The sequence below is a fragment of the Belnapia moabensis DSM 16746 genome (genome assembly GCF_000745835.1).
GTDB lineage: Bacteria > Pseudomonadota > Alphaproteobacteria > Acetobacterales > Acetobacteraceae > Belnapia > Belnapia moabensis.
Genome location: NZ_JQKB01000008.1, coordinates 137,065 through 151,081 on the forward strand (window position 1 = coordinate 137,065; position 14,017 = coordinate 151,081).

The following is a 14,017-nucleotide window of genomic DNA, read 5'->3' on the forward strand; positions in this document are numbered from 1 at the left end:
GACCGGGCTGGTACGGTATCGCCCCAGCCAAGGTAGCCCGCGTCTCAGTGCCCTCCCACACGTCCTTCCGCTTTGCCCTCCGCGAGGCCACAGCCGCGGCGCATGAGCGGCTGCACCACATCCCCGCCTTCGAGGCCCTGGCCGAGGGCCGGCTGGATCGTCCGGCCTATGTCGCGCTGTTGCGCCGCCTGCTCGGCTTCCATGCGGCGATCGAGGCCGCCCTCGCAGCCGCTCCGCCGCTCGGCCGCTACGGCATCGACCTGGCCGAGCGCCGCCGGGCGCCGCTGCTGTGGGCCGACCTCGCCCATCTCGGTGCCTTGGCCGAGGCGCCGCTCGCCCCCGTACCCGGCTTCGCCACCGCCGCTGAGGCGCTCGGCGCCCTCTACGTGACCGAAGGCTCCATCCTCGGGGGCCACCAGCTCGCCCGCGGCCTCGACCATCTGCTGCCGCCGGGTGAGGGGAGGGGCTTCCTCCTCGGCCATGGCGCCCGGCACGGGGCGATGTGGGCCGCCTGCTGCGCCGCCATCGAGGCCTGCGGCGCCGAGCCCGGCGGCCTCGCCGGGATGCAGGCCGGCGCCGCCGCGACCTTCGCCGCCTTCGAAGCCTGGTTCGCCTGACGGCCCATGCATGACCCTGGCATTGCCGCCGCAGCCCGGCTAAGGAACGCCCCCATGCCGCGCCCCTTCCGTTCCGCCGCCTTCGCCCTGCTGCTGGCCGCCGCCCTGCCCCTGCCGGCGGGCGCGCAGCTGCCGCCGCAATCCCAGGCTGCGGCGCAGACCAACCGCATCGTCGCCGTGATCAATGGCGAGGTGGTGAGCCGCGCCGACATCGTCGGCCGCGCCCGGCTCTTCGCCCTCAATGCCGGCATCGCCGTGGCACCCGAGGTGCTGGACCGCCTCACCCCGCAGGTCACCCGCCTGCTGATCGACGAGCGCCTTCGCCTGCAGGAGGTGCAGCGCCGCCGCATCCCCGTCGCCGATGGCGATGTCGCCGAGGCGGTGAAGGAGCTGGAGCAGCGCAACAACCTGCCGGAGGGCGCGCTCAGCCAGCAGCTCCGCCAGGTCGGCGTCCAGCCGCGCGTACTCTATGACCAGATCCGCACCCAGATCGGCTGGGCCCGGCTGCTGCGCCAGCAGCTCGGCCCCACTGCCGTTCCCTCCGATGCCGAGGTGCAGGAAACCATCCGCGCCGCCGCCGCCCGCACCGGGCAGCCGGAATACCTGCTCTCCGAGATTTTCGTCCCGCTCGACGACCCGCGGAACGAGGCCGAGGTCAATCGCTTCACCGAGGAGGTGATCCGCCAGCTCCGCGCCGGCATTCCCTTCCCGGTGGCGGCGACGCAGTTCAGCCAGTCGCAGACCGCCTTGCAGGGCGGCGACCTCGGCTGGACCCGGAAGGAGGACCTGGACCCGGCCGTCGCCGCCATCGCGGAGCGGATGCCGCCCGGCGCGATCAGCAACGCTATTAAGGTGCCCGGCGGCTACCAGATCATCGCGCTCCGCCAGAAGCGCGAGAGCGGCCGCGACCTCGCCACGCTCATCAGCGTCCGCCAGGCCTATTTCCCCTTCGCAGGCACGCTCGACCCCAACAACCCGACGCAGCAGCAGCGCGACCAAGTGGAGAAGGCCCAGCGCCTCGCCGCCAATGCCCGCAGCTGCGATGCGGTCGAGGCCGCGGCGCGGACCGCCGGCGGCGGCGACCGCGCCGCCGATCCCGGCCAGATCCGGCTGGAGACGGTGAACCCGCCGCCGCTGCGGGCCATGCTGGCGGGCCTCGCTCCAGGCAAGCCCTCGCAGCCCATCTTGATGCCGGACGGCGTGCTGGTGATGATGGTCTGCTCCCGCGAGCAGCGGAACCTCGCCGAGCTGACGCCCGACCAGGCCAAGCAGCAGATGCTGCGGGACCGGATCGAGCTGCTGTCCCGCCAGCTCCAGCGCGACCTGCGCCGCCGCGCCGTGATCGAGATGCGGAACTGACCACGCTTCCCTCGCTGCGGGAGACGATCGCCCGCCATGGGCTTGATGCGCGGAAGTCGCTTGGCCAGCATTTCCTGCTGGACGAGGCGCTTTGCGGCCGCATCGCTCGCCTCGCCGGCGACCTGACTGGGCGGCATGTGCTGGAGGTCGGCCCCGGCCCTGGCGGCCTAACGCGGGCCCTGCTCGCTGGCCCGGCCGAGACGGTGACGGCGGTGGAGCTCGACCGCCGCGCCATCGCCGCGCTCGCCGAGCTGGAGGCCGCCCATCCCGGCCGGCTCCGCGTCATCGAGGCGGACGCGCTGAGCATCGATGTCTCAGCACTCATCCCCGCCCCGCGCGCCATCCTCGCCAACCTGCCCTACAATGTGGCGACGCCGCTGCTGGTCGGTTGGCTGCGCGGCGCCGCGGCGCTGACCGGCATGGCGCTGATGTTTCAGCAGGAGGTCGCCGAGCGCATCTGCGCTGCGCCGGGGACGGAGGCCTATGGCCGCCTCGGCGTCCTCGCCCAGTGGCGCTGCCGCTGCGAGATGCTGCTGCGCCTGCCGCCCGGCGCCTTCAGCCCCCCACCCAAGGTCTGGTCCGCCGTGGTCGGCCTCACCCCGCATGCGGAGGATCCGGGCGAGGCGCTGTTCCGCAGCATGGAACGCCTGACCGCCGCCGCCTTCGGCCAGCGCCGCAAGATGCTGCGCGGCGCGCTCAAATCACTTGGCGATGCGGAAGGCCTGCTCGGCACGGCGGGGATCGCCGGTGACCGCCGGGCGGAGACGCTGAGCATCGCCGAATTCGACCGCCTCGCCCGGATGCTGCTCGCCCGCGCTTGAGGGGTGTTGCGGCGCAATAAGGCCCTTGGCCTCGCCTCACCGATTCGCCACCCTATCGCATTGTCCTCGAGGTGATACATGGCCGCAGCGGTTGATCCATTTCAGGGCGACGAGGCACTCCCGGCCCGCGCCGCGGTCGTGGTGATCGGCGGCGGCGTCATCGGCGTCATGGCCGCACTGACGCTCGCCGAGCGTGGCATCTCCGTCGCCCTGGTGGAGAAGGGCCGCATCGCCGGCGAGCAGTCCAGTCGCAATTGGGGTTGGTGCCGCAAGATGGGCCGCGACCCGGCCGAGCTGCCCCTCTCCCTCGAAGCCCTCCGCCAGTGGGAGGGGATGGAAGCCCGCATCGAGTCGCCGACCGGCTATCGTCGCGCCGGCGTCGTCTACCTGCACGAAACCCCGCGGCATACCGCGGCCCACGAGGCTTGGCTCGAGCATGCGCGGCAATGGCAGATCGATGCCCGCCTGCTCACCCCCGACCAGGTGGCGGAGATGTTCCCCCAGACCACCCGCCGCTGGGCCGGCGGCCTCCACACGCCGAGCGACGGACGGGCCGAACCCTCCTTGGCGGTGCCAGCCATGGCCGCGGCCGCGCGCCGCGCCGGCGCCGCGATCCTCACCGGATGCGCCGTGCGAGGCCTTGACCTGACGGGCGGCCGCATCGCCGGCGTCATTACGGAGCGCGGGCAGATCGCCTGCGACAGCGTGATCCTCGCCGCCGGCGCCTGGTCGCGCCTTTTTCTCGGCAACCATGGCGTCGACTTCCCGCAACTGAAGATCCTTGGCTCGGTCCTCCGCACCGAGAAGCTGGAGGGCCTGCCGGAGATGGCGGTTGGCGCCTCCGACTGGGCCTTCCGCAAGCGGCGCGACGGCGGCTACACGGTGGCGCAGCGCGGCGCCAGCGTTGCCGAGATCGTGCCCGACAGTTTCCGCCTGATGGGCGACTTCCTGCCCTCGCTTCGTAAGCAATGGCATGAGCTGCGGCTTCGCGTGGGCGGCCGTTTCCTCGAGGAATGGCGCATGCCGCGCCGCTGGTCGATGGACGAGGTGACGCCCTTCGAGCGCATCCGCGTGCTCGACCCGGCGCCGGTCCCCGGCATCCTCGCCGAGGCGCAGGCCAACCTCGCGCGCGACTTCCCGGCCTTCAAGGCGATGCGCGTCGCCGATAGCTGGGGCGGGTTGATCGATGCGACGCCCGATGCCGTGCCGGTCATTGGCCCGGTCGCGGCGCTGCCCGGCCTGGTCCTGGCGAGCGGCTTCTCCGGCCATGGCTTCGGCCTCGGCCCCGGTGCCGGGCGGCTGGCCGCGGAGCTTGCCATCGGCGCCCCGCCCGTCGTCGATCCGGCGCCCTTCCGGCTGGAACGCTTCGCCCGCGCCACCCGTCGCGCCGCCTGACCCGGAGAGACCCCATGCGCCGCCTCTGCCTCCTCGCCCTGCTCGCCCTCGGTCTCGCCGCCGGGCCCGCCGCTGCCCAGCCACGCCCCAGTGGCTCGGCGACGCTCGATGCGGTCCGCGCCCGCGGCCAGCTCCTCTGCGGCGTCTCGGGAGAGATCGCCGGCTTCTCGCTCGCCGACAGCCGCGGCGAGGTCCAGGGGCTCGATGCCGATTACTGCCGTGCCATCGCCGCCGCCGTGCTCGGCGATGCCAAGCGCGTCCGCTACGTCAACCTCTCGGCGCAGACCCGCTTCACCGCCCTGCAATCGGGCGAGATCGACGTGCTGATCCGCAATACCGGCTGGTCGCTGACGCGGGAGGGCAATCTCGGCCTGCTCTTCGCCGCGACGAATTTCTGGGACGGCACCACCTTCATCGTCCGCGCCGACAGTGGCGTGACGGAGCCCGGGCAGCTCGACGGCGCGACCGTCTGCGTCCGCCCCGGCACCAGCACGGAGCTCGACCTGGCCGACTTCTTCCGCACCCGCTCCATGCGCTTCACCCCGGTGATGATCGGCGGCGTGACCGAGGTGCAGGAGGCCTTTCTTGCCGGCCGCTGCGATGCCTTCCCCACCGATGCCTCGCAGCTTGCCGGCTTCCGCTGGCAGCTCGGGCCGGAGCGGGCGAAGGGCTACCGAATCCTGTCGCAGATGATCAGCACCGGCCCATCCGGCTCCATGGTCCGCAAGGGCGATGACCGCTGGTTCGACGTCGTGCGCTGGGTGCATTTCGCCCTGCTGACCGCCGAGGTGCTCGAGGTCCGCAGCACCGACCTCGCCAAGCTGGAATCGAGCACCAACCCCGACATCCGCCGCCTGCTCGGGCGCGAGGGCAATCTCGGCGAGGCGCTCGGCCTCGACAACCGCTGGGCCTATGAGGCGATCCGCCAGGTCGGCAATTACGGCGAGATGTGGGACCGCTCGATCACCCCGATGGGCGTCGAGCGCGGGCCGAACGCGCTCTGGACCAAGGGCGGCCTGCAATTCGCCCCGCCCATGCGCTGATCAGCCGATCCCGAACCAAGCCAGCAGCCCCGCCAGCGTGACGACGGAGAGCAGCGTGCTGGCCAGCACCGTCGCACCCGAGCGTGCCGCGCCGATGCGGTAGCGCTCGGCGAGCAGGAAGGCGTTCGCGCCCGTCGGCAGCGCCGCCGCCGTCACCGCGACCGCCATCTCCAACCGGTCGAGCCCCATCGCCGCGCCCACCAGCGCGACCAGCGCCGGCATCGCCAGCAGCTTGAGGGCCGTCGCCACCACTGTCTCCCGCCAGGCGCTGGCGACATCGAAGCGCGCCAGGCTACCGCCCAGGCAGAACAGCGCGACCGGCGGCGCCGCGCCGCCGAGCAGCGAGAGCGTCTGCCGCACCACGCCGGGTGGCGGCGGCAGGCCGACCAGCCGCCATACCAGCGCCGCCAGCACCGCCATGACGATCGGGTTCCGCGCCACGCCGAGCAGCGTCGCCCGCAGCACCCGCCGCCAGGGCGCCCGCGCATGCAGCCCGATCTCGGCGACGACGGTCGCCGTCCCCAGCAGCAGCATGGAATGCAGCGCCAGGATCGCCAGCAGCATCGCCAGCGCCGCCTGCCCGAAGGCTGCGAGAATGAGCGGGATGCCCATCATCACCGTGTTGCCGAAGGTGGCGTCGAGCGCCAGCATTCCCGCCTGGCCGAGCGGCATCCGCCGCCGCGCCAGCACCAGCACGCCCGCATAGAGCACCGCCGTCCCGAGGAAGAAGGCAAGCGCCGCCCGCCCGCCGCCACCCGCCCCGGTCGTTCCGCCAAGAAAGAGCAGCGAGGGCGCGCAGAAGGTGAAGACGAAGCGGTTCAGCGCCGCGAAGCCCGGCGCGTCGATGAAGTTTCGGCGGGCCATCGCCCAGCCGAGGCCGATGATGACGAAGACCGGCCCGACGACCTCGAGGACCGCCCCCACCCTACTCCCCCAGCAGCCCGGCGACGAAGCCCGGCAGCCAGGGCAGGCGGCTCCGCCGCGTCCGCGCGGCGTGCAGGATGGCGCGCGCCGCGGCGACGGTCGTGGCGAAGTCGTCATTCACCAGCACGTGGTCGAACTCGTCCCAGTGCCGCATTTCCTCGCGCGAGGCGGCCATGCGCCGGGCGATCTCCTCCTCGCCGTCCTGGCCGCGGCCGCGCAGCCGCCGCTCCAGCTCGGCGAGGCTCGGCGGCAGCAGGAAGATGCCGACGACATCCTCCGGCATCGCCAATTTCAGCAGCCGGTGCCCCTGCCACTCGATGTCGAAGAGAACGTCCTGCCCGGCCGCCAGCGCCGCCTCCACCGGGGCGCGCGGCGTGCCGTAGGAGCGGCCGAGGAAGCTGGCATGCTCGAGGAACTCGCCCGCCGCGACGCCGGCCGCGAATTGCTCGGCCGTGCGGAAGAAGTAGTGCTCCCCCTCCCGCTCGCCTGGCCTTGGCGCCCGCGTCGTCGCGCTGACCGAGAGCCGCAGCTCCGGCTCCAGCTCCAGCAGCGCGCGGGAGATGCTGGTCTTGCCGCCTCCAGGCGCCGCGGCGAGGACGAGGCAGCAGCCCTTACGCATCATTCGACATTCGCCGCCTGCTCCTTCAGCCGCTCGATCGCGGCCTTCAGTTCAAGCCCGGTGCGGGTGAGGGGGACGGAGGCGGATTTTGAGCAGAGCGTATTCGCCTCGCGCACGAATTCCTGGGTAAGGAAGTCAAGCTTCCGTCCCGCGCCTTCGCCCGCCTTCAGCAAGGCGCGGGCTGCCTCGATATGGGCGCCGAGCCGGTCCAGCTCCTCTCGCACGTCGGATTTCTGGGCGAGCAGCGCCACCTCCTGCGCCAGCCGCTCCTCCGGGACGCGCGCCGTGCCGGCCTCGCCGAGCAGGGCGGCGAGTTGGTCCAGCATCCGGCGCCGCTGCGCCTCCGGCTGGTCGGCCGCCTCGGCGATGGCTTGCTCGCGCAGCGCCGCGACCCCGTCGAGCAGCCCGGCGAGGATATCGAGCAGCTTCGCCCCCTCCGCGCGCCGCGCCGCGACCAGCCCCTCCAGCGCCTGGCCCCAGGCGGCAGTGAGCTCGCCCCGCTTCGCGTCCTCCTGCGACTCGTCCGGCTCCGGCACCTCGCTCCGCATGACGCCGGGGAGCGCCAGGAGCGCCTCGGCCCGCGGCGGCGCGCTGCCGGGGATGCGGGCGGCGAGGTCGAGCGCCAGCCGCAAGGCCTGGTCGAGCGCCGCGGGGTCGATGGCTAGGCGCGGCCGCTCCTCCCGCTTCAGGGTCAACGTCGCCGAGACATTGCCGCGCTTCAGCCGCTTGGTCAGCGCCTCGCGCAAGCTGGCTTCCAGCGCGTCCTGCCCGTTCGGCAGCCTGAGGCGAAGGTCGAGGCCCCGCCCGTTCACGCTGCGGAGTTCCCACACGAATCCGGTGCCATCGGCCAGCACGCCACTCTCGCGCGCGAAGCCGGTCATGCTCATAAGAGTGCCCATCGTCGCGCCTTGTCCCGCGCGGCGCGGCGGGATGCAAGCGATGGCAGCGTGGCGGCATGTGCTGGTGACGGGAGCTTCCTCCGGCCTCGGGCGGGCGCTCGCGCTGGCCTGCGTGGGGGAGGGGAGGGTGCTCCATCTCGGCGGGCGGGATGCGGCCCGGTTGGAGCAGGTGGCCGAGGCCTGCCGGGCCGCCGGCGCCACTGCCGTGCCGCGCGTGGTCGACGTTTGTGACGCCGGGGCGATGGCCAGCTGGATCGGAGGTGCCGGCCGGCTGGACCTCGTCCTCGCCAATGCCGGCATCTCCGCCGGCACCGGCGGCGCGGTGGAGCCCGCCTCGGTCGCCCGCTCAGTCTTCGAGACCAACGTCACCGGCGTGCTGAACACCGCCCTTCCGGCGATCGAGGCGATAGCCGCCCAGCCTCCCGGCCCGGACGGGGTGCGCGGCCGGGTGGCGGTAGTGGCCTCCGTCGCCGCCTTCGTGGCCGCCCCCGGCGCACCCGCCTATTGCGCCAGCAAGGCGGCGGTGCAGCGCTGGGCCGAAGCGCTGGATGCCAGCGAGCGGCGGCGCGGCATCCGCCTTCACGCCGTCTGCCCCGGCTATATCCGCACGCCAATGACGGCACGGAACGCCTTCCCGATGCCCTTCCTGATGGAGCCGGAGGAGGCGGCGCGGCGGACGCTGGCCGGCATCGCCGCCGGCCGTACCCGCATCGCCTATCCCTGGCCGCTCTACCTGGCGGCGCGGCTGGCGGGCGGCCTGCCGCCCGGCCTCCGCGCCCTGGTCTTCAACCGCTTCCCGGCGAAGGAGTAGTCCCCTTCCGCCGCATTGCCCGCTTCGCCAACAGGTTGAGCCCCTCCACCGCCGCGGCGAAGGCCATGGCAACATAGACAAAGCCCTTCGGCACATGCACGCCGAAGCCCTCGGCCACCAGCACCATCCCGATCATGACGAGGAAGGCCAGTGCCAGCATCACCACCGTCGGGTTGCGCTCCATGAAGCGGGAGAGCGCATCCATCGACAGCAGCATGGCCAGCACCGAGACGACGATCGCGGTGGCGATGATCCAGAATTCCCGCGTCAGCGCGACCGCCGCCAGGATGCTGTCCACCGAAAAGACGAGGTCGAGCAGCAGGATCTGGAACACCGTCGCCCAGAAGCCGGCGACCCGCGTATCCGCCTGATGCGCCGCCTCCTGGCTGTCCGGGTCGACGCGGTGGTGGATCTCGATCACCGCCTTGCCGATCAGGAAGAGCCCGCCACCGAGCAAGATCAGGTCCTTGCCGGAGAAATCCATCCCCGCCACCGCGAAGAGCGGCCGGGTCAGCGAGAGCAGCCAGGAGGCGCCCGCCAGCATGACGAAGCGCATCAGCACGGCGAGGCCGAGGCCGATCCGCCGCGCCTTCACCCGCTGCTCCTCCGGCAGGCGGTTGGAAAGGATGGCGATGAAGACGAGGTTATCGATACCGAGCACCACCTCCATCGCGATGAGTGCCACAAGGGCGACGATGATTTCACTTTCCATTCGTTCTGCTCTCCCGGTCGGGCGGCGTAACGCTTCTTCACTGCAGGCGCTGCCGTCAGGCCTTGGATCGCCATTCCGGCGCCCCACCTCGGAAGCTTAACACCATTGCGGAGACGATATTTGGGCATCCTCGGCCAAACGAGGCTCGGCCTCGTCCTGGCGCGGCGCGAACTGCGCGGCGGGATGCGGTCCCTGCGCATCGTGCTCGCCTGCCTCGCCCTCGGCGTCGCCGCCATCGCCGCGGTCGGGACGCTGCGCGCCGGCATCCAGGCCGGGCTGCGGGCCGATGGCGCCCGCATCCTCGGCGGCGATGTGGAGGTCCGCGGCGGTTCGCGGCCCCTGCCGCCGGAGCTGCTGGCCTGGGCCACCGCCCGCGGCGCCGTCCCTTCCGCCATCACCTCCCTCCGCGCCATGGCCGTCTCGCCGAAGGGCGAGCGCATGCTCGTGGAGCTAAAGGCGGTGGACGGCGCCTATCCGCTGATCGGCCGGCTGGAGCTCGACCCGCCCATGCCGCTCGCTGCCGGCATGATCGCCCTCGACCCACTGGTCGCCGGGCGGCTCGGCCTCGCCCTCGGCGACGAGGTGCGGATCGGCGAGGCGCATCTACGCTTCGCCGCGACGGTCAAGGTGGAGCCAGACAAGGTGGCGACGCCCGCCCTGTTCGGCCCTCGGGCTATGATCGCCGCCGCCACCCTGCCGGAGACGCAGCTGATCCAGCCCGGCAGCCTCTACCAGAGCGACCTCCGTCTCCGCCTGCCGGCTGGCGCCGACCCCAAGGCCTTCGCCGAAAGTCTGCAGGCCGCCTTCGCCGCCGAGGGTTGGCGCATCCGCACCGCCGATGCGGCGGAGCCGGGGGTGAACCGCTTCCTCGACCGCTCCGCCTCCTTCCTGACGCTGGCCGGCCTCACCGCGCTGCTGGTGGGGGGCATTGGCGTCGCCACCGGGGTACGCGCCTGGCTCGAGGCCCGAGCCCGCTCCATCGCCACGCTCCGCTGCCTCGGCGCGCCGTCCTCCGTCATCTTCCTTACCTATCTGATCCAGGTGATGGCACTGGCCGCGCTCGGCATCGTCATCGGTCTCACGGCCGGCTACGGGCTGACCTGGGCGGCGGCGCAGGCGCTGTCGGGCGCACTGCCGGTGCCGCCGCGCCTTGCCCCCTATCCGCGGCCGCTGATCGGCGCGGCGCTCTATGGCTTCCTCACCGCGCTCGCCTTCGCCCTCTGGCCGCTCGGCCGGGCGGCGCGGATCTCGGGCGCGGCGCTGTTCCGTGACGCCGTCCAGCCGGCCACCGGCCGCCCGGCCTGGCCGGTACTCGCACTCAACGCGCTCGCGGCCCTGGCGCTGATCGGCCTCGTCATCCGCAGCTCGGGCGATCCATACTTCGCCGCCGGCTTCTGCGGCGCGGCGATCGGGGCGCTGCTGCTCTTCCGCCTCGGCGCCGCCGGGCTGATGCTGTTCGCCCGACGGCTCGGCCATTTGCGGCGGCCGGCGCTGCGCCTCGGCCTCGCCAACCTGCACCGGCCCGGCGCGCCGACCGTGCTGCTGGTGGTCTCGCTCGGCATCGGCCTGACGACGCTCGCCGCCATCGCCCAGATCGAGGGCAATCTCCGCCGCGAGCTGGCCAATGAGATGCCGGCCAACGCGCCGAACTTCTTCTTCATCGACATCCAGTCGGACCAGGCCGGGCGCTTCGACGCGCTGGCCCGCGGCATCCCCGGCATAGAGGAGGTGAAGCGGGTGCCGAGCCTCCGCGCCCGCGTCGCCGCGGTGAAGGGCATTCCCGCCGAGCAATACCGGACGACGCCGGAGACCGCATGGGCGCTGCGCGGCGACCGCGGCCTGACCTACACGCCGGCCCCACCCGATGGCACGCGCCTCGTCGCCGGCCAGTGGTGGGCGGCCGACTACCGCGGCCCGCCGCTGCTCTCCTTCGAGGCGAACATCGCCAAGGGCTGGGAAGTTGGGCTCGGCGACGTCATCACCCTCAACATCCTCGGCCGCAACATCGACTTCACCATCGCCAACCTGCGCGACGTGAACTGGCGCGGCCTTGGGCTGAACTTCGCCATGGTCGCCTCGCCCGGCCTCTTGGAGGCGGCGCCGCACACCCATATCGCCACCCTCCGCGGCGATGCGGCGCAGGATGCGACGGTGCTCCGCGTGCTGACCGACGCCTTCCCCAATGTCACCGGCATCCGCGTGCGCGACGCGCTGGAGGCGGTGGCGACCCTGCTCGGCCGCATCGGCACGGCGATGTCGGCGGTCGGCGGGGTGACGTTGCTGGCGGGCGGTCTGGTGCTGGCGGGTGCCGTCGCCGCCGGACAGCGCCAGCGGGTGCGCGACGCGGTGGTGCTGAAGACCATCGGCGCGACGCGGCGGCAGATTCGCGCTGCCTGGATGGTGGAGTATGCGCTGATCGGCCTCGTCGCCGGGGCGCTGGCGGCGGTGGCGGGCAGTGCCGCCTCCTGGGCCGTCGTCACCCTGGTGATGCAGGCGCATTGGGCACCGCTGCCGGGGACTCTCGCCGCCACCGTGCTCGGCTGCGCCCTGCTGACCCTGCTCTGCGGCCAGATCGGCACCGCCCTCGCGCTCCGGGCCCGGCCGGCGCCGCTGTTGCGGAACGAATAAGGGGCATGCACACTTCTTCACATGAACCTAACCGGTCGCCGGGCCATATTAGGCAGGTCGGCGATTCCCTCGCCCGCCGGCCGGAGAGGTTGTGAGGTATCCTTCGATCTGCCGCTCCCGAATCCCGTTGAAACGGGTTACAGCCTGTCCATATAAACGCATATCGCGGGGATAACCCCCTTTGGGAGGTTCGAGACACCTATGGCCCTTCAACCCGACTATCGTGCCACGACGGGTGCGCCAGGCTGGGGTCGCGCGGCGACCGCCGACGCGGTCGCCGTCGATGCCGGGCTCCGGGCGTATATGCTCCGGGTCTATAACTGGATGGCTTCGGGGCTGGTGCTCACCGGCATCGTCGCCTACCTGATCGCCAACGTCCCTGAGCTCCAGGCGCTGTTCTACCAGCGTGTGATGACTCCGCGCGGCGCCGCCGTGCAGCCGACGATCCTGGCCTATATCGCCATGTTCGCGCCGCTCGCCTTCGTGCTGGTGCTAAGCTTCGGCATCAACCGGCTGTCCAAGACCACGGCGCAGGCCCTGTTCTGGGCCTTCGCGGCGGTGATGGGCGCGAGCCTGTCGCACATCTTCCTGGTGTTCACCGGCGCCTCGGTCGCGCGCACCTTCTTCATCACCGCGGGCATGTTCGCCGCCGTCAGCCTCTACGGCTACACGACGAAGGCGGACCTGACGCGGATGGGCAGCTTCATGATGATGGGCCTCATCGGCATCATCATCGCGGGGCTGGTGAACATGTTCATCGGCTCGACGGCGCTCCAGTTCGCCATCAGCGTGCTCGGCGTGGTGATCTTCACCGGCCTGACCGCCTATGACACTCAGCGGATCAAGGCGGACTATGTCGAGTACGCCTATGCCGAGGGCACGGAGCAGGCCGGCAAGCGCAGCGTACTGGATGCGCTCGGCCTTTACCTGAACTTCATCAACCTGTTCCAGCTGATGCTGCAGTTCATGGGCGTCCGCCAGAGCGACAGCTGATCTTCGCCGCAAGGCGAGAGGACGGGCCCCGGGGAGCAATCCCCGGGGCCTTTTTCATGGACGGAGCTGCAACACCCGTCCCGCACTCTCATCCGTCAGCAGGTAGATGAAGCCATCCGGCCCCTGCAGCACCTGGCGGAACCGCGTTCGCCCTTGCAGCAGCCGCTCCTCTCCTGTCACCCGGTCGCCCTCGGTCGAGAGCCGCACGAGGCCTGGCGGGTTGAGTGCCGCCAGGAACAGGCTGCCGCGCCAGGAGGGGAAGGCATCGCCCGTATAGAAGGCGATGCCGGAGGGGCTGACCGATGGCACCCAGTGATGAACGGGCTCTTCCATGTCCGGCCGCGAGGCGCCCTCGCCGATCCGGCTGCCGTCATAGTCGACACCCTTGGTGACGACCGGCCAGCCGTAGTTCCGTCCAGGCCGGATGATGTTCACCTCATCCCCGCCGCGGGCGCCGAATTCCGCCTCCCACAGGCTTCCCGTCCAGGGATTGAAGGCGAGGCCCTGCGGGTTGCGGTGCCCATGGGTGAAGATCTCAGCCCGCACCCCCGGCCGCCCGGCGAAAGGGTTGTCGGCCAGCGCCGCCCCATTCCGAGCCAGCCGCAACACCTTGCCGCCGAGGTCGTCGAGCCGCTGCGCCCGCATCTTGGTTGCGTAGCGATCGCCAGTCGCAAGATACATCGCCCCGTCCGGGCCGAAGGCGATGCGGCAGCCATAGTGGTTGCGCCCGCTCTCCTGCGGCGGTGTCGCGTCGAGGATGGGCATTGCCCCCTCGAGCGCCGTCGCATCCGCCGAGAGCCGGGCGCGAACCAGCCGCGTCAGCGCGCCGCCCTGCACCAGTGCCGCCTGGCATAGATAGATCTCCCGTGTTGCCTGGAAGTCCGGGGCAAGGGCCAGGTCCAGGAGCCCGCCTTGGCCGCGAGCCTCCACCGCTGGCACGCCACCGAGCGGGGCTGAGACCGCCCCATCCCGCCCGACCAGGCGCACCCGTCCCGGGCGTTCAGTGAGCAGCAGCCGCCCATCCGGCAGGAAGGCCCCGCCCCAGGGGCGGTCGAGGCCTGTGGCGAATTCGGTCACGCGAAATCCGCCCTGCGCGGCGGCAGCGGCGGGAAGGGCCATCACGGCCAACACGAGAAGGGTTTTCATCCGACGGAGATGGGCCTCCCGGCGGTGCCGGGAAGCCCATCGAACCCAGC

The 14,017-nt window shown here is 71.8% G+C and carries 13 protein-coding genes; 8 read left to right on the forward strand and 5 right to left on the reverse strand.

Annotated features, from left to right (window positions below):
* Positions 1-47: 47 nt before the first annotated feature.
* The 5 genes from EP26_RS07575 to EP26_RS07595 all read left to right on the forward strand — a co-directional run bounded on the left by EP26_RS07575 (position 48) and on the right by EP26_RS07595 (position 5,235).
* Positions 48-617 carry a biliverdin-producing heme oxygenase gene (locus EP26_RS07575; RefSeq protein WP_052388921.1) on the forward strand — a complete coding sequence of 190 codons (570 nt, stop codon included), beginning with the start codon at positions 48-50 and terminating at the stop codon, positions 615-617.
* A gap of 54 nt (positions 618-671) precedes the next feature.
* Positions 672-1,976, forward strand: a complete 1,305-nt coding sequence (locus EP26_RS07580) for a peptidylprolyl isomerase (RefSeq protein ID WP_043337520.1) — start codon at positions 672-674, stop codon at positions 1,974-1,976.
* Complete coding sequence (gene rsmA / locus EP26_RS07585; protein ID WP_043337521.1) at positions 1,973-2,797, forward strand: 16S rRNA (adenine(1518)-N(6)/adenine(1519)-N(6))-dimethyltransferase RsmA; 825 nt, start codon at positions 1,973-1,975, stop codon at positions 2,795-2,797. Before EP26_RS07580 ends, rsmA begins: the two co-directional genes overlap by 4 nt.
* A 78-nt stretch (positions 2,798-2,875) precedes the next feature.
* Entirely contained in the window at positions 2,876-4,192 is a 1,317-nt protein-coding gene (locus EP26_RS07590; RefSeq protein ID WP_043337522.1) for an NAD(P)/FAD-dependent oxidoreductase, read from the forward strand.
* Between the two features lie 14 nt (positions 4,193-4,206).
* Entirely contained in the window at positions 4,207-5,235 is a 1,029-nt protein-coding gene (locus EP26_RS07595; protein WP_043337524.1) for an amino acid ABC transporter substrate-binding protein, read from the forward strand.
* Here the strand turns inward: EP26_RS07595 and EP26_RS07600 are convergent, their stop codons facing one another.
* The 3 genes from EP26_RS07600 to EP26_RS07610 are packed head-to-tail and all read right to left on the reverse strand — an operon-like array spanning position 5,236 to position 7,665.
* Positions 5,236-6,159 (reverse strand): AEC family transporter, encoded by a 924-nt coding sequence (locus EP26_RS07600; protein ID WP_043337525.1) that lies wholly within the window; start codon positions 6,157-6,159, stop codon positions 5,236-5,238. It abuts the gene before it with no gap.
* A 1-nt stretch (position 6,160) separates the two neighbouring features.
* On the reverse strand, positions 6,161-6,781 hold the full coding sequence (gmk, locus tag EP26_RS07605; RefSeq protein WP_043337527.1) for a guanylate kinase: 621 nt from the start codon (positions 6,779-6,781) through the stop codon (positions 6,161-6,163).
* Entirely contained in the window at positions 6,778-7,665 is an 888-nt protein-coding gene (locus EP26_RS07610) for a YicC/YloC family endoribonuclease (RefSeq protein WP_456303868.1), read from the reverse strand. Before EP26_RS07610 ends, gmk begins: the two co-directional genes overlap by 4 nt.
* Before the next feature lie 52 nt (positions 7,666-7,717).
* Here EP26_RS07610 and EP26_RS07615 point away from each other — a divergent pair, with 52 nt between their 5' ends.
* Complete coding sequence (locus EP26_RS07615; RefSeq protein WP_043337529.1) at positions 7,718-8,488, forward strand: SDR family NAD(P)-dependent oxidoreductase; 771 nt, start codon at positions 7,718-7,720, stop codon at positions 8,486-8,488.
* Here the strand turns inward: EP26_RS07615 and EP26_RS07620 are convergent.
* Positions 8,463-9,200, reverse strand: coding sequence for a TerC family protein (locus tag EP26_RS07620; RefSeq protein WP_043337530.1), 738 nt, complete (start codon positions 9,198-9,200; stop codon positions 8,463-8,465). The two genes, EP26_RS07615 and EP26_RS07620, sit on opposite strands and share 26 nt — an antisense overlap.
* A 120-nt stretch (positions 9,201-9,320) precedes the next feature.
* Between EP26_RS07620 and EP26_RS07625 the strand changes: the two genes are divergently transcribed.
* Complete coding sequence (locus EP26_RS07625; RefSeq protein WP_245624318.1) at positions 9,321-11,828, forward strand: ABC transporter permease; 2,508 nt, start codon at positions 9,321-9,323, stop codon at positions 11,826-11,828.
* 201 nt (positions 11,829-12,029) lie between these two features.
* The gene (locus tag EP26_RS07630) at positions 12,030-12,821 is read left to right on the forward strand and encodes a Bax inhibitor-1/YccA family protein (protein WP_043337532.1); all 792 of its coding nucleotides are present in this window, start codon (positions 12,030-12,032) and stop codon (positions 12,819-12,821) included.
* A 54-nt stretch (positions 12,822-12,875) separates the two neighbouring features.
* Here the strand turns inward: EP26_RS07630 and EP26_RS07635 are convergent, their stop codons facing one another.
* A complete protein-coding gene (locus EP26_RS07635; RefSeq protein ID WP_043337533.1) occupies positions 12,876-13,967 on the reverse strand; it encodes a PQQ-dependent sugar dehydrogenase in 1,092 nt (363 codons plus the stop codon).
* Between the last annotated feature and the right edge of the window lie 50 nt (positions 13,968-14,017).

Bases quoted from the DNA above. Each gene is read 5' to 3' on its own strand.
- EP26_RS07580 (WP_043337520.1), top strand. From the start codon at position 672: ATGCCGCGCCCCTTCCGTTCCGCCGCCTTCGCCCTGCTGCTGGCCGCC.
- EP26_RS07590 (WP_043337522.1), top strand. From the start codon at position 2,876: ATGGCCGCAGCGGTTGATCCATTTCAGGGCGACGAGGCACTCCCGGCC.
- EP26_RS07595 (WP_043337524.1), top strand. From the start codon at position 4,207: ATGCGCCGCCTCTGCCTCCTCGCCCTGCTCGCCCTCGGTCTCGCCGCC.
- gmk (WP_043337527.1), bottom strand. From the start codon at position 6,781: ATGATGCGTAAGGGCTGCTGCCTCGTCCTCGCCGCGGCGCCTGGAGGC.
- EP26_RS07610 (WP_456303868.1), bottom strand. From the start codon at position 7,665: ATGAGCATGACCGGCTTCGCGCGCGAGAGTGGCGTGCTGGCCGATGGC.
- EP26_RS07615 (WP_043337529.1), top strand. From the start codon at position 7,718: ATGGCAGCGTGGCGGCATGTGCTGGTGACGGGAGCTTCCTCCGGCCTC.
- EP26_RS07620 (WP_043337530.1), bottom strand. From the start codon at position 9,200: ATGGAAAGTGAAATCATCGTCGCCCTTGTGGCACTCATCGCGATGGAG.
- EP26_RS07630 (WP_043337532.1), top strand. From the start codon at position 12,030: ATGGCCCTTCAACCCGACTATCGTGCCACGACGGGTGCGCCAGGCTGG.
- EP26_RS07635 (WP_043337533.1), bottom strand. From the start codon at position 13,967: ATGAAAACCCTTCTCGTGTTGGCCGTGATGGCCCTTCCCGCCGCTGCC.